Origin of the sequence: Bacillus ndiopicus (assembly GCF_000612805.1) — a bacterium.
Classification (GTDB): Bacteria; Bacillota; Bacilli; order Bacillales_A; family Planococcaceae; genus Metasolibacillus; species Metasolibacillus ndiopicus.
In genome coordinates, this window is sequence record NZ_HG964406.1 from 1 (window position 1) to 22,266 (window position 22,266).

Annotated in this window: 22 protein-coding genes; 9 read left to right on the plus strand and 13 right to left on the minus strand. The window is 36.7% G+C overall.

What is annotated here, in order from left to right; all coding sequences use genetic code 11:
* Positions 1 to 148: 148 nt before the first annotated feature.
* Positions 149 to 1,054: a DMT family transporter gene (locus TY13_RS11475; protein WP_042475957.1), complete on the minus strand. Its 906-nt coding sequence runs from the start codon at positions 1,052 to 1,054 to the stop codon at positions 149 to 151.
* Between the two features lie 102 nt (positions 1,055 to 1,156).
* Between TY13_RS11475 and TY13_RS11480 the strand changes: the two genes are divergently transcribed.
* Both TY13_RS11480 and TY13_RS11485 read left to right on the plus strand, forming a co-directional pair.
* On the plus strand, positions 1,157 to 1,876 hold the full coding sequence (locus tag TY13_RS11480; protein WP_407637726.1) for an MgtC/SapB family protein: 720 nt from the start codon (positions 1,157 to 1,159) through the stop codon (positions 1,874 to 1,876).
* A gap of 19 nt (positions 1,877 to 1,895) precedes the next feature.
* Entirely contained in the window at positions 1,896 to 2,885 is a 990-nt protein-coding gene (locus TY13_RS11485; protein ID WP_042475963.1) for a cation diffusion facilitator family transporter, read from the plus strand.
* A 56-nt stretch (positions 2,886 to 2,941) separates the two neighbouring features.
* Here the strand turns inward: TY13_RS11485 and TY13_RS11490 are convergent, their stop codons facing one another.
* The 5 genes from TY13_RS11490 to pruA form a co-directional block, all read right to left on the minus strand.
* A complete protein-coding gene (locus TY13_RS11490; protein WP_042475966.1) occupies positions 2,942 to 4,105 on the minus strand; it encodes an iron-containing alcohol dehydrogenase in 1,164 nt (387 codons plus the stop codon).
* Between the two features lie 124 nt (positions 4,106 to 4,229).
* Positions 4,230 to 4,898, minus strand: coding sequence for a hypothetical protein (locus tag TY13_RS11495; protein ID WP_042475967.1), 669 nt, complete (start codon positions 4,896 to 4,898; stop codon positions 4,230 to 4,232).
* A 209-nt stretch (positions 4,899 to 5,107) separates the two neighbouring features.
* Positions 5,108 to 5,254: a hypothetical protein gene (locus TY13_RS20730; RefSeq protein ID WP_154661597.1), complete on the minus strand. Its 147-nt coding sequence runs from the start codon at positions 5,252 to 5,254 to the stop codon at positions 5,108 to 5,110.
* A 374-nt stretch (positions 5,255 to 5,628) separates the two neighbouring features.
* The gene (locus TY13_RS11500) at positions 5,629 to 6,873 is read right to left on the minus strand and encodes a Glu/Leu/Phe/Val family dehydrogenase (RefSeq protein WP_042475970.1); all 1,245 of its coding nucleotides are present in this window, start codon (positions 6,871 to 6,873) and stop codon (positions 5,629 to 5,631) included.
* Positions 6,874 to 7,297: 424 nt separating this feature from the next.
* Complete coding sequence (pruA, locus tag TY13_RS11505; protein WP_042475973.1) at positions 7,298 to 8,842, minus strand: L-glutamate gamma-semialdehyde dehydrogenase; 1,545 nt, start codon at positions 8,840 to 8,842, stop codon at positions 7,298 to 7,300.
* A gap of 156 nt (positions 8,843 to 8,998) precedes the next feature.
* On the opposite strand from pruA, the gene TY13_RS11510 reads away from it, so the two are divergent.
* Together TY13_RS11510 and TY13_RS11515 are read left to right on the plus strand one after the other, a co-directional pair.
* Positions 8,999 to 10,318 carry an AAA-type ATPase lid domain-containing protein gene (locus TY13_RS11510; RefSeq protein WP_042475975.1) on the plus strand — a complete coding sequence of 440 codons (1,320 nt, stop codon included), beginning with the start codon at positions 8,999 to 9,001 and terminating at the stop codon, positions 10,316 to 10,318.
* Complete coding sequence (locus TY13_RS11515; RefSeq protein ID WP_042475977.1) at positions 10,308 to 10,592, plus strand: cytidine deaminase family protein; 285 nt, start codon at positions 10,308 to 10,310, stop codon at positions 10,590 to 10,592. The genes TY13_RS11510 and TY13_RS11515 overlap by 11 nt, the downstream gene beginning before the upstream one ends.
* Positions 10,593 to 10,828: 236 nt before the next feature.
* Here the strand turns inward: TY13_RS11515 and yugI are convergent, their stop codons facing one another.
* From yugI to TY13_RS11530, 3 genes are all read right to left on the minus strand, one after another.
* Positions 10,829 to 11,200, minus strand: coding sequence for a S1 domain-containing post-transcriptional regulator GSP13 (gene yugI, locus TY13_RS11520; RefSeq protein WP_042475979.1), 372 nt, complete (start codon positions 11,198 to 11,200; stop codon positions 10,829 to 10,831).
* A gap of 109 nt (positions 11,201 to 11,309) precedes the next feature.
* Positions 11,310 to 12,461 carry a hypothetical protein gene (locus TY13_RS11525; RefSeq protein ID WP_042475981.1) on the minus strand — a complete coding sequence of 384 codons (1,152 nt, stop codon included), beginning with the start codon at positions 12,459 to 12,461 and terminating at the stop codon, positions 11,310 to 11,312.
* Entirely contained in the window at positions 12,461 to 12,976 is a 516-nt protein-coding gene (locus TY13_RS11530; RefSeq protein ID WP_042475985.1) for an RNA polymerase sigma factor, read from the minus strand. The genes TY13_RS11525 and TY13_RS11530 overlap by 1 nt, the downstream gene beginning before the upstream one ends.
* A gap of 261 nt (positions 12,977 to 13,237) precedes the next feature.
* Here TY13_RS11530 and TY13_RS11535 point away from each other — a divergent pair, with 261 nt between their 5' ends.
* The gene (locus TY13_RS11535) at positions 13,238 to 14,563 is read left to right on the plus strand and encodes a sodium-dependent transporter (RefSeq protein ID WP_042475987.1); all 1,326 of its coding nucleotides are present in this window, start codon (positions 13,238 to 13,240) and stop codon (positions 14,561 to 14,563) included.
* 161 nt (positions 14,564 to 14,724) lie between these two features.
* On the opposite strand, the gene TY13_RS11540 is transcribed toward TY13_RS11535, so the two are convergent.
* A complete protein-coding gene (locus TY13_RS11540; RefSeq protein WP_195891692.1) occupies positions 14,725 to 14,985 on the minus strand; it encodes a DUF1871 family protein in 261 nt (86 codons plus the stop codon).
* A 265-nt stretch (positions 14,986 to 15,250) separates the two neighbouring features.
* Here TY13_RS11540 and TY13_RS11545 point away from each other — a divergent pair, with 265 nt between their 5' ends.
* Entirely contained in the window at positions 15,251 to 16,423 is a 1,173-nt protein-coding gene (locus tag TY13_RS11545; RefSeq protein WP_042475989.1) for a MalY/PatB family protein, read from the plus strand.
* A gap of 70 nt (positions 16,424 to 16,493) precedes the next feature.
* Positions 16,494 to 16,913, plus strand: a complete 420-nt coding sequence (locus TY13_RS11550; protein ID WP_042475992.1) for a hypothetical protein — start codon at positions 16,494 to 16,496, stop codon at positions 16,911 to 16,913.
* A 121-nt stretch (positions 16,914 to 17,034) separates the two neighbouring features.
* Here TY13_RS11550 and TY13_RS11555 read toward each other — a convergent pair whose 3' ends face one another.
* Together TY13_RS11555 and TY13_RS11560 are read right to left on the minus strand one after the other, a co-directional pair.
* A complete protein-coding gene (locus tag TY13_RS11555) occupies positions 17,035 to 17,256 on the minus strand; it encodes a hypothetical protein (RefSeq protein ID WP_042475994.1) in 222 nt (73 codons plus the stop codon).
* A 23-nt stretch (positions 17,257 to 17,279) separates the two neighbouring features.
* Positions 17,280 to 17,867: a peptidylprolyl isomerase gene (locus TY13_RS11560; protein ID WP_042475996.1), complete on the minus strand. Its 588-nt coding sequence runs from the start codon at positions 17,865 to 17,867 to the stop codon at positions 17,280 to 17,282.
* 209 nt (positions 17,868 to 18,076) lie between these two features.
* Between TY13_RS11560 and TY13_RS11565 the strand changes: the two genes are divergently transcribed.
* Both TY13_RS11565 and TY13_RS11570 read left to right on the plus strand, forming a co-directional pair.
* On the plus strand, positions 18,077 to 19,294 hold the full coding sequence (locus TY13_RS11565) for an MFS transporter (protein WP_042475998.1): 1,218 nt from the start codon (positions 18,077 to 18,079) through the stop codon (positions 19,292 to 19,294).
* A gap of 215 nt (positions 19,295 to 19,509) precedes the next feature.
* The gene (locus TY13_RS11570) at positions 19,510 to 21,360 is read left to right on the plus strand and encodes a transglycosylase domain-containing protein (RefSeq protein ID WP_042476001.1); all 1,851 of its coding nucleotides are present in this window, start codon (positions 19,510 to 19,512) and stop codon (positions 21,358 to 21,360) included.
* A 191-nt stretch (positions 21,361 to 21,551) separates the two neighbouring features.
* On the opposite strand, the gene TY13_RS11575 is transcribed toward TY13_RS11570, so the two are convergent.
* A complete protein-coding gene (locus TY13_RS11575) occupies positions 21,552 to 22,115 on the minus strand; it encodes a DUF5366 family protein (protein ID WP_042476003.1) in 564 nt (187 codons plus the stop codon).
* Positions 22,116 to 22,266: the final 151 nt, after the last annotated feature.

Below are 22,266 nucleotides of genomic sequence, written 5' to 3' on the forward strand. Positions count from 1 at the left end.
TCAAGGTTCATTTTGTTGTCGCAACCGTTTTTCAGCGGCGACTTTTATACTATAACTTATCCTTAACTCGTTGTCAACAAAAAGTTTTTATTTTGTTTTTCTTACTTCGTTGTCGTTAAGGACAAGTAATAATATATACCATATAAAACTATAAATCAATAGTTTTCTTAAAAAAACTTTTTATTTTTTTAAAATCCACTACAAACAGCAGTATTCCAGCAAGTACAACAATACCTCCAACAACTTGAGTTACTATTAAATACTCCTTAAAAACGAAATAAGCTAATATAGCAGCGCCAATTGGCTCAAATAAAATAGCAATTGATAATACATTTGTACTGACAAACTTTAATGACCAATTAAATAAAGTATGCCCTAGCAAATTTGGTATGATGGCAAGCAGTATAAACCAAACCCATTCCATTCCAGGATACGGACCAAACGATTCCCCTTTTAATAATACGTAGAAGAAAAGACAAACGGTACTGCTCATATAAACAACCATTGTATATGTGACAAGTGAAATTCTTTTTCGAACATCTTGCCCAAATAATAAGTATCCTGTTACTAGCGCACAAGCAATTAATGCCAAAACATCTCCATATAAAGCTGTACCACTAATTTGAAAATCACCCCAACTAATTAGAACGCTTCCTATAATAGCGATTGTTGCAGCGACAATTGTTTTCAACGAAATTTTTTCACCAAAGAAAAAGTAAGTCCCGACAAAAGCAAATAGCGGTTGCATCGTAACAAGAACTGTGGAACTAGCTACGGATGTGTAATTTAATGACTCGAACCATAAAATAAAATGAAAAGCTAAAAAGACACCTGCTATACACGAAAATAGCCAATCCTTTTTTGATAATAACTTTATTTCCCCCGTATACTTCCACAAAAAAACTGGGAGCATAAGCACAACTGAAAACAGCATACGATAAAATGCGATAACTCCCGCGTCAGCACTTGCCAATTTTACTAGGATTGCTGATAACGATACTGAAATAACACCAATAATAATTGGGATATAAGGATTAATAATAGGTTTATTCATTGCTGTGATCCTCACTAAAATTTTTCTTGTACATCCATTCATTTTACAGTAATATAACGCATTATCAATAGACGATTTTTATTTAAAAAAGGAGGAGAACTCTTGTCACCCATTCTCACTGAAACCTTTTCAATGGAAGTCTTAATTAAGTTAGCAATTGCTGCTGGCTTAAGTTTAATTATCGGGATTGAAAGGGAATTGAAAAAGAAGCCGGTTGGATTAAAAACAAGTTTAGTTATTGCAACGTTTAGTTGTTTACTGACCATTATTTCAATCGAAACTGCTTATATGACACCCGCTCGAAACGATATTAATATTACGATGGATCCTCTGCGTCTAGCTGCACAAGTCGTAAGTGGAATTGGTTTTCTTGGAGCTGGGGTAATTTTACGCAAAGGAAATGATAGTATTACAGGGCTGACTACCGCTGCAATGATTTGGGGAGCAGCAGGAATTGGTATCGCTGTGGGAGCAGGGTTTTATGCCGAAGCTTTTATGACTGTTGTAGTGGTGGTTATAGGTATTGAGCTACTTGCGCCATTTTTAAATAAAATTGGTCCTAAACGTTTGCGATCACGAGAATTTTCATTAAAAGTACAAATGAAGGACCATGAAGATATCTCACTGTTACTTACTTACATGAAGCAGCATGAAATGTACGTTGAAAATATCCGTATAAGTGATACGCTAGTAGCAAATGATACAACTGAACACGAAGTAACAATTCGCTTTACTTCTATTGAACAAAATCCATTATTACTATATAAGGATTTGCATACTCGACACTATATAGAAAAAATTGAAATTGAACTATTATCTTGATTATTCAAAGGAGACTTTTATGCGAGAATTTTTCACACTACTTAAAGATGGTAACAAACCTTCCTTGCTTGCCGCATTTGTTAATGCTTTTTTAGGAATTATTAAAGGAGTTGCTTTTGCCTTAACTGGAAATGTTGCAATGTTTGCAGAAATGATGCACTCTTTGGGGGATGCCGCTAACCAACTGTTCGTTTTTATCGGGTCTGCTTTATCAAAAAAGGCTCCAACACCACAATTTCCGAATGGTTTTGGACGTCTGATTAATTTAGTTTGTCTAGGTGCAGTCATAATCGTAGGTATACTTTCTTATGAAACGGTAAAAGAAGGCTGGCATCATTTCGTATCCCCAGCTACAGAGTCGAATGGGATGTTAATCGCACTTAGTGTATTAGCAATCGGACTAATAATGGAATTAAGCGTTTTGCATAAAGCTGCTAAAGAAGTGCTCCATGAAGCAGGCGTCGAGGATGGTGGATTTAGCTCTATTCCAAAATCGGTGCGATATTTAAAACGTGCAAAACCTGCTACGAAGCTTGTGTGGATGGAGGATTTAGTAGCTACTAGCGGTAACCTACTTGCATTTAGTGCTATTTTAATCGCTCACTTTACAGGCTTTTATCGACTTGAAGGACTTGTTTCAATGGTCATTGGTCTTATGATGTTTTACGTAGTTGGTCGCGTGTTTTTAGATAATGCGAGAGGTGCTATTGGAGAAACGGATCAAGAAATGCTTAACCATATTGCCCACTTAGTTATGGAAGAGCCAAATGTAAAAGATATCGTTCGTTTAGAGGTTATTAAAGAAGGGGAATTTTTACATGTTGAGCTTGTTGCAGAGGCAGATCCAAAACTTTCTCTTGCTTATTTGGATGATGTGCGAGATTATTTAACACACCTTATTTTAAGTCAAAAAGGTGTTACTGAAGTAGTAATTCTATTCGATGAAGATGATGGTCAACTCAATTGGCAGCACGTGGGCGAAAAGCCTGTTCAAAATCCTTCAGAATAAACATTTCAAATCATAAAAATGGACTAGAAAGTTTATAAACCTTCTAGTCCGTTTTTTTATAGTGCGTTTTCTAAAATTGTACGTACATCTTCTGCTTGAAGCTTTTTAAAATTACCGAATGGACCGTTACACATTGTATGTTCAATTATTTTATCAAAATGAGTTTGATCAATATCATAGTCTGCCAATCGACTCGGTGCACCTAATGAAGTCCAAAATGCCGATAAGCGATCTATACCTTCATACGCTATTTGCTCAACTGACTTTCCATCTGCTTCTACATCAAAGACACGAACCGCCAGTCCAGCAAAGCGCTCTGGATTTTCTGTTACTGCGTGTCGCATCCAATGTGGCTGAATAATAGCTAAGCCTCCAGCGTGTGGAATATCATACACCGCCGATACAGCATGCTCAATATCATGTGAAGCCCAATCTCCACGTGAGCCCATCGATAAGAAGGTATTTAAACCAACTGTTCCAGCTAATAAAATCGTTTCACGTAGTGCGATATTCTCTAAATCTTCCACTAATTTTGGGGCTGCCTCCATAATAGCACGCAATACCCCTTCACACATACCATCTGTAACTGGTGTATTCGTAGCATTATGGAAATATTGTTCGAATATATGCGACATCATATCAACTATTCCATACACTGTATGATTTCTTGGAACAGTCACCGTATATTTAGGATTTAAAATCGAAAATTTTGGGAATACTGCTGGGCTGCCCCACCCGAATTTTTCTTCCGTCTCCATATTTGTAATAACAGAGCCTGCATTCATCTCAGAGCCTGTCGCAGCTAAAGTTAAAACAACACCTAATGGTAATGCTTCTTTAGCAAAAGCTTTTTTAATAACAAAATCCCAAGCGTCTCCATCATATTTAGCGGCTGCAACAATTAGCTTTGAACAATCAATGACTGATCCCCCACCAACAGCTATGACAAGGTCAATCCCCTCAGATTTACAAATTTCTGCACCGAGACGAGCCGTTTCAACACGTGGATTTGGCTCGACACCAGCTAATTCAAATACCTGTTTGTTCGCTTGTTTCAAGATAGCTAGCACATCATCATAGACACCATTGCTTTTAATGCTACCTCCACCGTATACAACAAGCACTTTATCACCATATTTCGCAAGTTCCTGTGGCAATTTTTCTATTGCATCTGTTCCAAAATGAAGCGTTACAGGGTTATAAAATGTAAATGGATTCATAATTCCTCTCCTTTCAAGGCTATTTTCATTTTCTCACGTTTAACCTGAAAATAGCAAATTAAGAATATGCGAACTACTCGCCACTTAGCTAAAGTTTGAAGTGTGTGACTTTTGACGAATTAAGTCAAATATCCTTAATTTGATCTGTAATCATAAAGGTAATTAAGAAGTCTTCGTTTAAAGAAATCTTTATACCTCTACGGCGATAATTAACTTCCGAAAACTTTAATGTAACAATACGATTTGCTAATGCGTATTCCTGATTATTGGCTAAAGGGAGGCCATTTACATGGCAGCCTAAAATAAAGCGTCCATTTATAGAATGATTTAGCACATTTGGATGTAATGATTGATAATGCACCTCTTCAATTAAATCACCCTCACCGATTTTCCCTTCTGAAATTAAATAATTTTTCAACGCTCCCTTTAAATCAACTGCAATTGCAGTCGCATCTAATATTCTCTTAAAATATACGGGAATTATTTTTTTATTTTTTAAACAAGGTGTTACCTCCGTAACAATATCCCCCGAATTAAGCACAGTAAGTTTAATAAAAGCTTTGTCGCTCCAATCTGTAAGCGTTATAATTGTTTCTCCTGGACGTAAGCTTTTTAAATAAATTTTATTATCTACAATGTAGCTAGCTGCAACACTTTGGTCTTGCACTTTTAATGTAGTTGCTCGAATGCCTAATACATCTACATCATTCGACAACCCAATTAATTTACTATTAAAATAACTTGATATGTTTTCAATATGAATAGTTCGTTCTTGTAATAAATTTTTCAGCATTTTTATTCCCCCCACATTTTTATCTAGTTTAAAAAATTTAGCTATACAAAAACTGAACAAAATTCAACAAAATTCGCATTTCTTCATCAAAAACACGAAATGATTCTATGTTTGTAACAAATAATAGAATTATGCATACAAAAAGAAGCTTACCAGCTGCTGGTGTAGCTCCTTTTTCTTATTATTTCCGCTAATTATATTAATGACATTTAGATTATATGTATTTTTGCATCCTTACAGTTTAATTTTTCTTTCTTTTTGAATGTGATGGATTTGATTTTATGAGTATTTCTAAACGTTGTAATATTAATTGCTTCTTTTCCCTTTGCTTCCTTTTCAGCTTTTGCTTCTGCCAAACTAATAGCCCTATTACAAAAGCGATACATAAACTAACAATAATCGCCATAGTCAAAACCCTTTTTTCCTTAATGATACTAACTCCGACTAGACAAAAACTAAACAGCATGATGCTATAAGGAAGGAGAGTTTACGAAAAATTGAAAATATAGAATTTGGAAAAGCTAGATGAATTAGCTTTTTCATTATGGTTTTGGCTCATTTAACTACTGGTAATCAGATTTCACTTAACTTATACAGAAAATATTCTACTATCCGCATTCAAACATTTATTAAGTAAAATATAGTTAATCAAACTTCAAAAAGCGCATGAAATCAAGTTTAGAAAATCTTGATTTCATGCGCTTTATTTTACAATGTTATGTCTAGCTTATTACACCCAACCACGGAAACGAGATGCTTCAGCAGTGCGGCGAACACCTACCATATACGCAGCTAAACGCATGTTAATATTGCGGTTTGTTGCAGTTGTGTAGACGTTTTCGAATGCTTCTACCATTTTTTGAATTAATCTTTCACGCACTTCTTCTTCTGTCCAGTAGTAACCTTGATTGTTTTGTACCCACTCGAAGTAAGATACTGTTACACCGCCAGCAGATGCTAATACATCTGGCACTAAAAGAATGCCGCGCTCTGTTAAAATTTTCGTTGCTTCTGCTGTCGTTGGTCCGTTTGCAGCTTCTACAACAATGTTTGCTTTAATGTTATGTGCGTTTTCAGCAGTAATTTGGTTTTCGATTGCTGCTGGAACTAAAATATCACAATCTAATTCTAGTAGCTCTTTATTTGAAATTGTATTTTCAAATAAAGTTGTTACAGTACCGAACGAATCGCGGCGGTCTAATAAATAGTCGATATCTAAACCGTTTGGATCGTGTAATGCACCATAAGCATCAGAAATACCGATCACTTTTGCACCTAAATCACTCATAAATTTCGCTAAGAAACTTCCTGCATTACCGAAGCCTTGGATTACTACGCGAGCACCCTCAATATCGATACCACGTTTTTTCGCTGCTTCTTTAATAACAATTGTTACACCTTCAGCTGTTGCACGGTCGCGCCCTTGTGAGCCACCAAGTACAAGCGGTTTACCAGTGATGAAGCCTGGTGAGTTAAATTCATCCATGCGGCTATACTCGTCCATCATCCATGCCATAATTTGAGCGTTTGTAAATACGTCTGGCGCTGGAATGTCTTTTGTTGGTCCAACGATTTGACTTACAGCACGTACGTAGCCACGGCTTAAGCGTTCAACTTCGCCCATAGACATTTGACGTGGGTCACAAATAACGCCACCTTTTCCTCCACCATATGGTAAATCTACAATTCCACATTTCAATGTCATCCACATTGAAAGCGCTTTAACTTCTTCGTCAGTAACAGCTGGGTGGAAACGAACCCCACCTTTTGTTGGTCCTACTGCGTCATTATGTTGCGCACGGTAACCAGTGAATACTTTTGTTGTACCATCATCCATTTTAACTGGAATGCGTACTTCTAACATGCGAAGTGGTTCTTTTAGCAATTCATACATCGCTTCATCGTAACCAAGTTTTTGTAACGCTTCTTGAATGACATCTTGTGTTGATGTAAATAGGTTTAAATTTTCAGCCATTATTAATTCGCCTCTTTAACATTTTTAATTGTTTTTTGATATCGCCCATATTGTAACATATCTCAACATAAATTTGTTTATAAAATTGTCACATTTTAAATATTTTTCAGCAATTTTTACATATTTGCATACATGACATATGAATTTTACGTAAAATTAACTAATTCATTGCAAAACTTACAACATGCATTGTAAGTATCCTGCTTTTTACGCACATAAAACAGCGAGCACACTACTTGTCCGCCCGCTATTTTTTTGTTGCCTCAACCAAAGACCTCCACCTTTATAAGGTACGGGATACAGGCTTATTTAGCATTTGATTCAGCGAATGTTTGCACACTCGCTGAATCAAGATAGTACCCCATCACATTTTTCGAACTCACTCGAAAAAAATCTGGACTAAAGTTAGTTGAGGTGTGATTGATTAAAGCATTTCTGAAGTTGTTTTAGCTTGCATGTGTAATTGTAAGTAGTCTGGACCACCAGCTTTAGAGTCTGTTCCTGACATGTTGAAACCACCGAATGGTTGGTAACCTACAATCGCACCTGTACAGCCACGGTTGAAGTATAGGTTTCCTACATGGAAGTCTTCACGTGCTTTTTCTAAGTTAAGGCGGTTATTTGTAATAACTGCACCAGTTAAACCGTATTCTGTGTCGTTTGCAATCTCAATTGCTTGATCGAAATCTTTTGCTTTTGCAATCGCTACAACTGGTCCAAAGATTTCTTCTTTCATGATACGTGCAGATGGATCTACGTCTGCAAATACAGTTGGATTTACAAAGTAACCAACAGAATCATCTGCAGTACCACCAGCAACTAGACGGCCTTCGCCTTTACCGATTTCAATGTACTCTGTAATTTTGTTAAATGCAGCTTGGTCAATTACTGTTGCCATGAAGTTTGTTGGATCAGCTGGGTCACCGATAGTTAAAGCTTTTGTAAGCTCTTCTACACGATTAACAACTTGATCGTATACATCTTCAACGATTACTGCACGTGAACATGCTGAACATTTTTGACCAGAGAAACCAAACGCTGATTTCACGATTGATTGTGCTGCTAATTCAAGATCTGCCTCTTTATCAACAACGATTGTATCTTTACCGCCCATTTCTGCGATAACACGTTTAATCCAAATTTGTCCATCATTTAAAACAGAAGCACGTTGGTTGATACGTAAACCAACATCACGTGAACCTGTGAAGCTGATGAAGCGTGTACGTGGGTGATCAACTAAATAGTCACCTACTTCTGCGCCGCTACCTGGTACGTAGTTCACTACGCCTGCTGGTAAACCTGCTTCTTCTAATACTTCGATAAATTTGTAAGCTACAACTGGAGTTGTTGAAGCTGGTTTTAATAATACTGTGTTCCCTGTAACAACTGCTGCTACTGTTGTACCAGCCATAATTGCGAATGGGAAGTTCCATGGAGAAATAACAATACCAACACCTAATGGAATGTAGTCGTAACGGTTATATTCACCTGGACGGCTTTCTACTGGTTGACCGTTTTTAATGCGTAGCATTTGACGTCCGTAATATTCTAAGAAGTCGATTGCTTCAGCAGTATCTGCATCTGCTTCATTCCATGGCTTACCAGCTTCTTTTGTTAATAAAGCTGAGAATTCAAATTTACGGCGACGGATAATCGCTGCTGCTTTGAATAATACGTCTGCACGAATAGCAGGATCTACTTTTTTCCATGTGTTGAATGTTTCATCTGCAATTTGCATTGCCTTTTCTGCAAGTTCACGTGAAGCTTTCGATACGCTACCAATCACTTCTGTTTTCTTAGCTGGATTGTAAGAAACGATTTTGTCTTCAGTTGTGATGCGCTCGCCACCGATAATTAACGGATAGTCTTGACCTAAATAGCTCTCAACTAATTTTAAGCCCGCTAAATATGCATCTTTGTTTTCTTGTTGTGTAAAATCAGTGAATGGTTCGTGTTTATATGGAATCATGAAAAATCCTCCTAAGTAATTTTTATAAATGAAATGGAATTTCGTGCAAAAAAAATTTGCACTTAATTACACTTTATATTTATAATAATGCAAAAGATTATTGCTTTTTTCAAGTATTATCTTTTAAAAAATTTATGAAAATTTGAGGTGCTTGCATTGTTTGAACAGCAAAGACAACTCATTCCCTTTTACATACATGCAGTTGAGCATATTTCTGTAGGGATTCACGCAATTGATACCGAGGGCAAAACATTGCTTTATAATGCAAAAATGAAGGAAATTGAAGGCTATGCTTTTGAAGAAATGACAAGCCATTCCCTCTTTGAGCTTTTTGCATTTCGCAAAAAAGATAGTACATTATGGCGCGTTCTGCAAACCGAGCGTAAGGAAATGAATGTAAAACAAACGTATCGCAATAAAGATGGACATGAAATTACAACGTTAAATGACACATTCCCTATTTTTGATCAAGATAAACTCATTGGTGCAATTGAATTTGCACGTGACATTACATCACTAGAAAAGCTGATTTATCAGCCTTTAAGAAGATATGGTGTGCCGCTTACATTTGAAACTATTTCTGCTGTTTCAGATGCAATGCAACAAGTGATGACACATGCAAAAAAAGCAGCACATGCTCGTATACCTGTGTTACTTATTGGAGATTCTGGTACTGGTAAAGATTTAATTGCTGAAAGTATTCATCATGCATTATTGCCAAATAATGATGACTTTATTACATTTTTCAGTAGACGTGATGAGCGTATTGCAGAAAAAATCCGCAATCATTTACAGGCTGGAGGTAATTATACCTTTTTCTTTGAACGCATTGAATTTTTATCGATTGAAATGCAGGAGCAGCTGCTCCATATTTTAAAAGAGCTGTCGGTAACACAGCATATGATTATCGGTAGTATTGGCGGTGATCCTATCGACTTAATTAGCGATGGGCAATTGTTAAAGGAACTGTATTATTTCTTCGCAAATTTAACGATTTCTATCCCTCCTTTATGCGAACGTAAAGAAGATATCGAGCCGTTTGTCACAGATTATTTTGCTCGCCACCGTGCACGCTTTGCCTCCTCGATTCAAGGTTTATCGCCTGAAGTTATGAGATTATTTATGAGCCACGATTGGCCAGGGAATTTGAAGGAATTAGAATTGCTGCTTGATGAGATTGCTGCGGTCATAACAAATGAAGATGTCGTAACATTCGAAATGCTACCACTTCACTTCCGCTTTAAAGTACAGCAGGCCGATACACCAACAAGTTTGATTTTATATGATGAGCAATTGCTACCGCTTGATGAATACTTGCGAGAGGCTGAAATGTTTTACGTTGAAAATGTATTGAAAATGCATAACGGCAATGTCACAAAAGCCGCTGCTGCGCTCGGTATGAGCAGACAAAATCTGCAATACCGTCTGCGAAAGTGGAAGCAATATGATAGGGGCGCAAATAGCAATGGAGTTTAGTGAACTTCAAGCACATGCAGTTGCAAAACCTAGAAAACTCTCACAATGGGCAGAGTCAGGTAGTGTTGGAGCCGCCATTTTAACGCAAAATGGCAATATTTACGTTGGTGTCTGCATCGATACAGCTTGTTCAATGGGATTTTGTGCAGAGCATGCAGCAGCAGCCTCCATGATTACAAATGGTGAAAACATAATAACAAAAGTAATTGCAGTCAACTCAGAAGGTACAATTTTCCCACCTTGCGGAAGGTGTAGAGAGTTTTTAAGCCAGTAGCAGCAGAAAACCTTGAAGCCGAAGTAATGGTCACTGCTTACACTATTGTGAAGTTAAAGGATTTGCTACCATACGATTGGCGTACACAATAACCTGAAATAATATATCAAAAATTTTGCAGCAAGCATTGAAAAGTAAAACCCCATAAGCATGTTTATGAACTCTCCCCAAGTGTTAGATACATCTAACACTTGGGGGTACAGTTCAATACAAGCTTTAGGGGGTTCTCTTGTTCGCTATTTCTGACCTGATTGTTCAATCCATTCCTGCAGTTTATCCTTTAGTGGCTGAAAACCTGCTGCATCATCCTCATCCAGTCGCTCCTGCAATGATTTGCGTTGCTCCTTTTTCAGATGGGTAGGCTCTTCCTGCAACGCACGAATTGATAAGCTAATTTTTTGTGACTCCGATTCAATTTCCAAAATTTTTACGGTAATTTCATCGCCAACTTTTAAAAAATGGCTAACATCCTTTACAAATCCATACGTGATTTCTGATATGTGTACAAGCCCTTGAGTTTGTTCATCCAAAGCCACAAACGCTCCGTAAGGTTGTATTCCAGTTACTTTTCCAGTTAGCACGTCACCTACTTTGTATTGTTTTTCCATCCTACGATCCTACCTTCTGTGTCTATATACGAAAATGTCATGTTAAATTATAACATAATGCACTACACAGAACAAAGGAACGCCCCTAGCAAAGAGGTGAGTTGTATCACTAGAACGGGTATTTTACTAACAACATAGCATTCCAAATATCGCGATAATCTATATTTTCAATGGTTGCCGATTCTCCAGTTGCTGCAATTTCTGCCAAAATCGACGTTGCAATGGACGCTACAGCGCTGTCTTCAGCGATAAGAAATTGTAGAAGATGAATGTAATCTTGATTGTATGTGCCGTCCTGATTTTTGATAGGGTATGCTTCTCCACCAGTAAATAGCTTTAACATTATGAATTCATAGCTATTTTTCAAATGCTTATTGTATTCATCATACTGTTCAACTAATAATGTTTTTTCTAAAAGCAAGGCTGATTTAGCTGCCTCCTTAGCTGAAACAACAAGCTCCCCTGCGTAAATATAGCGCTCCATTTTTAACACTTCAAAAAAGCCTATTGTTTCAGGTGAAAAGGTATGAAATAGTTCTTTTTGAATAAGCGTGTAATCAAAAGCTAACTGTGTTTTTGCATTAAATTCTGTCAATACAAAACCTTCGTCTTTTGCTGCTGCGATGATTTCAGGTGTGTATTCAATCGAACGGTAAAGTTGATCCAGTGCTTTAATCTTTGCAATATAGCTTTGTAAATATGCTATTTCTTCTTTGTCATCTTGAAATACTTGTGGCTTCGCTAACATAGATAACGGAGAGTCTAATTGCTCTACAATATTATTTTGAACAATATTTAACTGACTTTGCCAAGCTCCTTTCGAATATCTTTGCATTGCCTCATCGCTCGTGTAAAATTGATACCTTCCTTCTGCTTCTTGTACATAGGCTAAAGAATTAAATTGATTCTCTGTTAAGTGTAAAGCTTGTCGCTGTAGCTCCTTCTGTTCTTTATAAATAACCGCTAAAGATTGACGCCACTCCTCAAACTCCTTTTGTGCTAAGGCATAGCGTTCATTATTTAAGCGTTCTACCTCATTAAAAGCCTGCATATCCTGTTGTTGCGTTATATAAAATGGTACTAAAATCGCCATAATACATGCGCTAACTATTGCGATAAACCAGTGACCGCGCTTTGATCTTTTTCTTGGTGGGTTCTCTGGCAAATTTGTTGTAATCGCATCAACATCTATTAATGAGGGCATACTTTCATAATGTTTTTTCAGCTTGTTCATACGCATTTCTAATCGTTTATCATCCATTAGCTCACCCCTCCTTGTTGCAAAATTGCTTTTAATTGCTCCTTCGCACGCATTAAACGCACCTTAACTGTAGACATTGAAATCGATAAAATTTCTGCAATTTCTTCATACTTACAATCATGAAAATAATATAAAATGATTGGCGTACGGTACTTTTCCCCCAACGCTAAAATAGCTTCATGTAGCGTTAAATCATCTGTATCCATATGTATAGCTGGAACTACCTCCTGCTGTAATTTATCCTTTTTTCTTTTTTCGCGCTGCTCCTTACGATAATAATCGCGCACTGTATTTAAAGTGATTTTGTACAGCCATGTCGTAAATTTCCCTTTGTCGAAATGCTCTATAAAACGGTACAGCTTAATAAATACTTCTTGTGTAATATCCTGTATATCATTGCTATGCACACCACATTGAAAGGAGAATTTTTCAACCGTTTTATAATGCAATCGAACAAGCTCGGCATATGCTTCCTTGTCCCCATTAGCTGCTCGCTTTAAAAGCAACTGTTCCATAACCCTTCCCCCTTTCACTTTCCTTATCAATGATACGATTGTTTTATCGCTTTTGTTACATAGTTTTAAATCAATTACACCTTGGCTTAATTTTTTTCGAGCTAATTATCTTGCGACGGGCAAGCCTTTCCCCAACACCTTTGACATCCAGCGGCGCTTTACTTTGATTTTTTTGTCCAACCACTAAATCAAGATAAAGTTTTATTTCTGTTAAAAGTATTGTAGAATAAATACTTGTTTTACAATTAAGGAGGGTTTTCTTTGGCTTCGAGAGAGCATTTTGCATCAAAGATTGGTTTTATTTTAGCTGCGGCTGGTAGTGCTATTGGTATTGGCGCTATATGGAAGTTTCCATACATGGTTGGAACAAACGGAGGCAGTGTTTTTATTCTGTTATTTATTATTTGCACATTATTATTAGGGCTCCCTATTTTAATTGCTGAATTTATGATTGGGCGTCGTGGACAAGCAAGTGCCATTCAATCCTTTCAAAAACAAGCATCAAATCGCCCTTGGTTTTTAGTTGGCTGGCTAGGTGTGATTACAAGCGGTTTAATTTTATCTTTTTATAGTGTTGTTGGGGGATGGATTTTAAGCTATTTAATGCGCGCACTGACGTTTAGCCTATCAGGACAGGGTATTGATTTTTCACAGCTATTTCAGCAAGTCATTGAAAATCCGATTGAAGTTGTTATTGCGCAGGGCGTATTTATGCTTATTACATTATTAATTGTACAAGCAGGTATTAAAGATGGCATTGAAGTAGCAAGCAAATGGATAATGCCGCTATTATTTATTTTTTTCGTTTTGTTATGTATTCGCTCACTAACACTTGATGGTGCAATGGAAGGTGTACGCTTTATGTTTGTACCAGATTGGTCATATTTTAATGGCGAAACATTTTTAATGGCACTCGGTCAAGCATTTTTCTCGCTTAGTGTTGGAATATGTATAATGATTACCTATGCTTCATACTTACCGAAGAAAGAAAATATTGTTAACTCAGGCGTTAATGTTGCGATAATGAATATTATTATTTCTTTACTTGCAGGACTTGTTATTTTTCCAGCGGTGTTTGCGCTAGGCTATTCGCCAACAGAAGGACCTGGACTTGTCTTTATGATGATTCCTGCTGTTTTTGAGCAACTTCCTTTTGGTCAAATACTTTTAATTATTTTCTTTATTTTATTATTGTTTGCAACGTTAACATCTGCTATTTCCTTGCTTGAAGTTGTTATTTCTAACAGTATTGGCGAACGAACATATTTACGTAAAAAGGCTTCATGGTTATTAGCTACCATTATATTTATTGTTGGTATCCCAAGCGCTCTATCTTTCGGTGTATTATCAAATGTGACTATCTTTAATAAACCTATTTTTGATTTTATAGATTATTTAACAAATAGTATTGCGATGCCAATTGGGGCATTCTTTATTTCACTATTTGTTGGCTATCATTATAAAAAACAAATTACACAGCAAGAGCTTCAAACAGCCCCACTATTATTTACAATTTGGTATATAATCGTGCGCTATATAGCTCCAGTTGCAATTTCCATTATTTTAATCCGTGGCATAATAAGCTGAGGAAAATGCTGAAAAGTGGCTATCCAGAAGGAGATACCCTTCTGGACAGCCACTACTTTTATATTAAATATTTGCTAGAAACTTGTGCATCTACGGTGGTCGCATCTAAAGTATTTTGTGATGAATAATCGCAGCACAAATCACTTTTCAAACACATCCTTTTATATAATGCATTTCGCTTCAAATTTAATCGCAATTAATTTATAGGCCATTTCAACACACTGCTCAAATGGAATCCACTGTTCATAAGAGTGTTCATAAACAGTTTGAATAACCTTTGCTAGACTGCTTGGGTCATCTATCCCTTGTAAAGCAGCAACTACATCTGCAGTTTCTGTCTCATAGCTACTTGCCCCTAAATGAAATGGGTCCCATTCCTCAAGCGCATTAACAGCCTTTTGATTCATTTCGATATTTTCCAATTTTACTAGTCCCCTAAATAATTATGTTTATATGATTCGTATGATAACATATAATAAAGTAAAACTAAAATCAACGAGGTTATACTATTTCCTCGCTGATTTTATTAGAAAAGCACAAACTAGCTATTTCTCGTAGTCCGTGACAATACTTGTGTGCTTCACTGCATGTTAGCCGTATTGCGAATTTTCGGCTCACATCTATATTTCATCTATAAATTTTCCGTTTATACGGGATAAAATTATTAAAAGGAAAGAGTGATTACTTATGTCAATTTTTAATGCGATTGTTGATCGTCGTAAATCTCGTTCTTACAAATGGGATCGTATGGAACAAATTTTTAATATTGAAGATGCTAGCGATATTTTACCAATGTGGATTGCAGACATGGATTTTGCTGCTCCTAAAGAAGTAATTGAAGCTATTGAAGAGCGCTTAAAACATCCTGTATTTGGTTATTCATACGTTTGTGGTGGCTGTAAAGAAGCAATTGTTAAATGGTATGAGCGTCGCCATCAATGGACAATTCAACCAGAAACAATTTTATTCCACCATGGTGTCGTCCCAGCAATTGCAAGTATTATTGAAACATTTACAGAGCCAAACGATAAAGTAGCTATTTCAACACCTGTCTACCCACCGTTTTCAAACGTGCCACAAAATCAAGGGCGTGAGCTTGTATTATGCGATTTAGTAGAAGTAAATGGCTCTTACACTTATGATTTCGTACAGCTTGAAGAGCTATTTAAACAAGGCGTTAAGCTATACATACTATGTAACCCTCATAATCCGGCAGGTGTTGTATGGAGCCGCGCGCAATTAGAGGAGCTAGTTGCACTATGCATCAAGTATGATGTTTATTTATTGGCAGATGAAATTCATGCGGATGTCATTTTACCAGGTGCAAAATTCATACCTACATTGACAGTAGCAGGTAGCGAGCAAGCAAAAATTATTTCTTGTATCGCCCCTACTAAAACGTTCAACTTAGCTGGCATTCAAGCTGCTATGATGGTTGTACCTAATGAAGATTTACGCCTGCAGCTAGAGCAAAACGCTGCAGCACATGGTAAAATGGATTTAAATGCATTCGCTTCTGCTGCTGTGCAGGCTGCATACACATATGGTGATGCCTGGTTAGACGAATTGATTGAATACGTAGCAACAAATATGGATTATGTAATGAGCGAATTAAATGAATTAGAAGGTATTTCTGTTGCGAAGCCTGAAGGCACTTACCTAATGTGGATTGATTACCGCGGTACAGGCTTATCTGAAAAAGAGATGATGGACCGCCTATTAACAATTGGCAAGCTTGCTTTAGAGCCAGGAACAAAATATGGCGAAGCAGGACGAGGATTCCTCCGTATAAATGTTGCTTGTCCATTTACAACTATTGAAGATGGCGTTGCTCGTTTTAAAAAAGCACTTGCTAACTAAATAAAATTCATCTTCTTCAAATCTTGTCTGGCGTGTGTATTGCGATTTTTATTAATGGAGGCATTTTCGCATGAAAGTAATAAAATTTTTATCAATCACGGCTATTGTGCTGGGGCTAGTGGGTTATGGTGTTTATCATTTCGGTATACAATTTATTTCAGAAAAAGTATCTGAAACAGTGACAACGGAATTAGTAGATAGCGGCCAAATCGAAACGGTCAAGCGTGTGATTGAGCAAGATGCGACATTGGCAGGCTATATGGAGGAGGCAAAAGCGGCTGATCCTAGTGAATTACCTTTTACAACTAAGGAAGAGGCAACAAAGGTGTTGATTCAAAAAGTGGGTGTGACCGCATTAAATGATCTTCGCGTTAAAGCAGAAAACGGTACACTTTCGCAGGAAGAAGTACTTCAAGAAATTGAAGGAAAACTAACACTAGAGGAGCAGCTTGCTTTAAAGGTGATTGTGTATCAGGAATTGTATAAATAAAAGTGACCGTCCTTCAACAAATAATCAGTGAGTATCCCTCGCGATCTCACTGATTGTTTATTTCCATCATAATAATTACCACTAATTAGATGTAGCAAAAAAACCGCCGAAGCGGTTTTTTTTATTGCTGTGCTTCCTTTTTCATACGCTCATCACGCTCCGCTAATGCACGTGCTTCAAGCTCCTTTGCTGCAAGCTCTTGCTTTTTAGCAAATTTACGTATGATTTTAAGTACAAAAAAGCATAGTACTAATAAAAGAAGTATTTCTAGAAATGCTGGAAAATAAGTCGATTTATCTTCTGGGAAATAAAGAAAGCCAAAATTTAATAAGAATGAAGTCATTTTTTCACACTTCTCTCAATTAATTATTCAAAAATTGTAATTGATTCGATTTTAATATCTTCAAGTGGCTTATCATGCATACCTTTTTTTACATTGGCCATTTTATCTACAATGTCCATGCCCTCAACTACATGACCAAATACTGTATGCTTATGGTCTAACCATGGTGTCCCACCGTGTTCAGCATAATACTCAATTGCTTCTTTTGGGAAGCCTGCTTGCTCCATTTGACGAATCATATCGCTTGGAGTATGTGACATTTGCACGATGAAGAATTGTGAACCATTTGTGTTTGGGCCAGCATTCGCCATAGATAATGCACCGCGGAAGTTAAATAAATCTTGGTGGAATTCATCTTCGAAAGAACCGCCCCAAATTGATTCGCCACCCATTCCTGTACCAGTTGGGTCACCACCTTGAATCATAAAATCAGAAATTACACGATGGAAAATGATACCGTTATAATACCCTGACTTAGCATGTCCTAAAAAGTTTTCAACTGTTTTTGGTGCATGCTCTGGGAATAATTTAATTTTAATTGACCCCATTGTTGTGTTCATTTCTACTAAAATTTCGCCTGCATTTAGCTCTGTCGTTAATTGTGGAAACATAAGTGTCTCTCCTTTAAATTTAATCATTAATCTTTTTTATTCTAACATATTTCTTTTCACTTTTCCGCTTTTCACAATCAAGTTACTTCCTTCGTGTCACGAAATAAGTTATACTGTATGTCAATATCTTTTCTCAGCTAAACCTTATTTTTAGTTGTCCCGTACTTCTGCTGAGTATTAATACTAAGTTGGAAAGAAAGTGACTCACTATGAAAAATAGGAAACACAATTTTATTATTATTTTAATCGCAAACTTTATCGTTGCAGGATCCGCTACAATGATTATGCCATTCCTCTCACTTTACATTGATACACTTGGTGATTTTTCGGAAAGCTATGTGCAAAAATGGTCAGGCTTTATTTTTGCTGCAACTTTTGTTACTGCTTTTTTAATGTCGCCGATTTGGGGACGCATTGCGGATAAATATGGCTATAAGCCAATTATGATTATTAATAGTTTTGGTATTGCGATTAGCATTTTTTTAATGGGCTATGTACAAAATGTTGAGCAGTTTTTTATACTGCGATTATTTATGGGGATTGTAACAGGATTTATCCCGACATCTATAGCATTTATTAGCCGACATACCCCAAAAGAAATCGCAGGGAAAACGCTAGGTACTTTGCAAATGGGAAGCGTAGGTGGTACTTTATTCGGTCCTGTTATCGGAGGCTTGCTTGCTGATACTTTTGGTTTTACCTATACCTTTGTATTTACAGCAGCAGCTATCACCCTTTCGGGAATTATTATTATTTTTGGTATTCATGAGCCTGAAATAATCCAAAAGAAAAAAAGTGCAATTTATTCTCGTAAAAATGTTTTATGGGCAATTTTTCACCACCGTCTCATGTTTAACGTGATGATTGTTACAAGCTTAATTCAAATTGGGAATTTTAGCATTCAGCCATTACTATCTTTGTATGTAACGCATTTAACAACAGCCACCGATGTTGCGATGCTTGCGGGTATAGCATTTAGTGCAGCAGGCTTAGGCAATATTTTATTTGCGCGTTTCTGGGGTCGCTTAAGCGACCAAATTGGTTACGAACGCGTGCTGACTGGTTTATTAATTTGCTGTGTCATCTTTGTTGTACCACAGGCACTCGTAACATCATTATGGCAGCTCATTTTATTACGTCTCTTATTCGGTATTGTGGCTGGTGGATTAATTCCTATTACTACTGCACTTATCCGCCGTGATGCACCAGTTGCTATTCAAGGCGAAGTTATGGGCTATAGTCAAAGCTTCCGCTTCTTTGGGAATATTATCGGTCCTGTAATTGGTGGAGTTGTGAGCGGCTTAATTAATATTCCATCAGTCTTTTATGTTACGGGGTCATTATTCCTTTTAGCTTTTATTATTTTACACTTTGTCCAAAAAGCACCAAAGCAATATATGGATGATATGTTAAAAGAACATGCATGACATAAGGAAGCTGTCTGAAAAGCAGGCTAACGCGCCGCTTTTTGGGCAGCTTTTTGTTGTTTTATAATGTTAACTTGCAAAAAATGAAGGCATTCTTTAAAATCCCCAAAATAATTTCTCTTTTTAAATGCTTGAACAAGTGCTTGAACGAGTTTTTAGTCATTCCCGAAACACTTACATTATGCTATGATAAATCATTATCGGAGGCATATTTTATGAAAAAATTTTCTGGCTTTCTAATTATTATTAGCTGCTTTCCCCTTTTGTTTGTTTTAAGCGGGGAAATTTCCTATGAAATCGAAGCAGCAAGAACATTTGAAAACCAAATGAAGCAATCAATCGAATTACCAAATATTATTTCTGAGCTACCTGTCACATTATTAGATCAAAATAACAATGTGTATAGTGAGGAATATGTAGAATGGAGAAAGCCACTGCCGTTTGAAAATATCCCACAGATTGTAAAGGACATTTTCATTTACAGCGAGGATAGTGATTTTTACGAGCATATTGGCTTTGATTTAAGTGCAATAGCTCGTGCGCTTGTGATCAATACATCTGAACAAGCCGTACAACAAGGTGGTAGTACGATTACACAACAATTAGTGAGAATGCGCTATTTGTCAGAGGAAAAAACATACGAACGAAAATTAATGGAAATATTTTATTCCTATGAGCTTGAAAAGCGCTACAGTAAAACGGAAATTTTAAATATGTACTTGAATGAAATTTATTTTAGCAATCAAGTATATGGCATCGAGAGTGCAGCAACTTATTATTTTGGTAAATCGCTAAATGAACTATCATTGGCAGAAATCGCCTTTATCTCAGCAATTCCTAATAATCCATCTTTATATGATCCCTTGAAAAATTTTGAGCAAACAAAAGCACGGCAGGAGCGTTTATTGCAAACATTAGTGGATCATGATGTTATTACATTAGCTGAAGCAGAAACACATAAAAGCTTACCTATTAAACTCAATGTTAAGCAAAAGATACAATCGTACCCTGCATATAGTACATACGTTTTGCAAGAATTAAAATGGCTGGTCGCACAAAATGAAGGCTTAGATATTTTAATTGCTAATGCCAAAACAGCGCAAGAAAAAGAACAGCTACAAGCAAAGCTACAGGATAAAGTACAATCGCTACTGCAGCAAGGGGCCGTTATTCATACTGCGCTTGATCCTGCTAAGCAACTACATGATGAGCAAGCAATCGACCAAATTCTATCATTACCAGAACTGCAAGCAAGCGCGGTTGTAATTGATAATGCATCGAGGGAGATTACAAGCATTTATGGAGGCAAAAATTATAAAAAATTCGATTTACATCGTGCCTATCAAACACCTCGTCAACCTGGTTCTGCTTTTAAACCTTTAATCGTTTATGCACCGTATTTTGAATCAACAGATTACTCACCTACTTCTACAGTAAGTGGTGGAGCCTATTGTGTTGGTATTTTCTGTCCGCAAAACTATGGTGGAGGGCTTTACGGTCAAGTATCCTTATCAACAGCTTTCCGTTATAGCTACAATACAAGTGCGCTACGCCTTTATAATACAATTGGCGTTGATACAGCTTTCAATTATTTAGAAAAGTTTAATTTCCATTCACTTGACCCTAAAGACCGATCATACGCTGCTGCGCTTGGCGGATTAACATATGGGGTGACAGCACTTGAAATGGCCGATGCTTATACAAGCTTTATCGATGGCTCATACTCTCAAGCCCACGCCATTCGTACAGTAACGGATTTACAAGGAAATGTTCTATATAAATGGCCTACTGAGCGTTCTGTTATCTGGTCACCAAAAACGGTACGCTACATGCGATCAATGCTAACAGATGTTGTCACACATGGGACTGGTGTCGGACTCTATACTACAACAAATTATATCGGGGCAAAAACAGGCACAACGAATGATTTTAAAGATTTCTGGCTAGCTGGCTTAACAGACACAGAAACTGCTGCTGTTTGGATTGGCTACGATATGCCTCGCTCAATGGAAGCAATTGAACGCTACCAAATCCATTTCGCGATTTTTAATGCCATTATGAATTGATTTGATTATAAAAATAAAGGAGCCGTCTGAAAAGCCATTTTGAGACGGCTCCTTTGCGACGAGGATAGTGTGACTACCGCAGGAGCACATGGTTACTGTACCGAAAGCGTAGCGTTCGGTACAATATATTTATTATAAAAGCAGGGGCTGTCCGAAAAAGTAATACCTTTTCAGACAGCCCCTTCCTTTCTTTAATTCGCAAATGGCAAGCTTGCTAGCACGCCATTATAAAGCTTTATTACAACATAAAGGATTAAAACAATAAATAATGCCCAAACTAAAATTTCAAAGAATATTAGACCAATCATACCACCAATTGACATGAAATTACTCATCTTATACACAGTATAAATAAAGTATATGAAAATGGTTAATAAAAAAATAGCAAACAATATAATAAAGGATTGAATACCGAATGCTGATAACAAGGCACCGAAAAAGAATATAACATAGCCTCCACGTGCTACATTCATCGTTTCCCCAGCTTTATCGCTTGAAAAAAACAGCATTCCTAATTCATGTATAGTTTCCCCAATAAGCTTAAATGCAGAAAACATCATGAAGAAAATAAGTGCAAACACAATTAGTAAAAACATACGTAACTCTAAATCAGACAAAAATTCACGCATTCCTGTATAAACGCCAATCGCTTTAAAAAACTCCAGCGATTGTGTGACGGTAAAAATACCGAATGTCAAACTAAACAATAAAATGGTGAACAACGGTAAATAACCGTACAAATATGGATTTTTCATAAAAAATTTTTACCCTCAAATTTCTTTATTCTTTCCTATTTATAATAGCGAATAAATAGGGTAACCTGCAAGAGTAGAAATACCCGAGAGTGCATGCAATTGCTAGAAGAATCAGTTATAATGAAATTTGTTAACATTTTTACAACGTTAT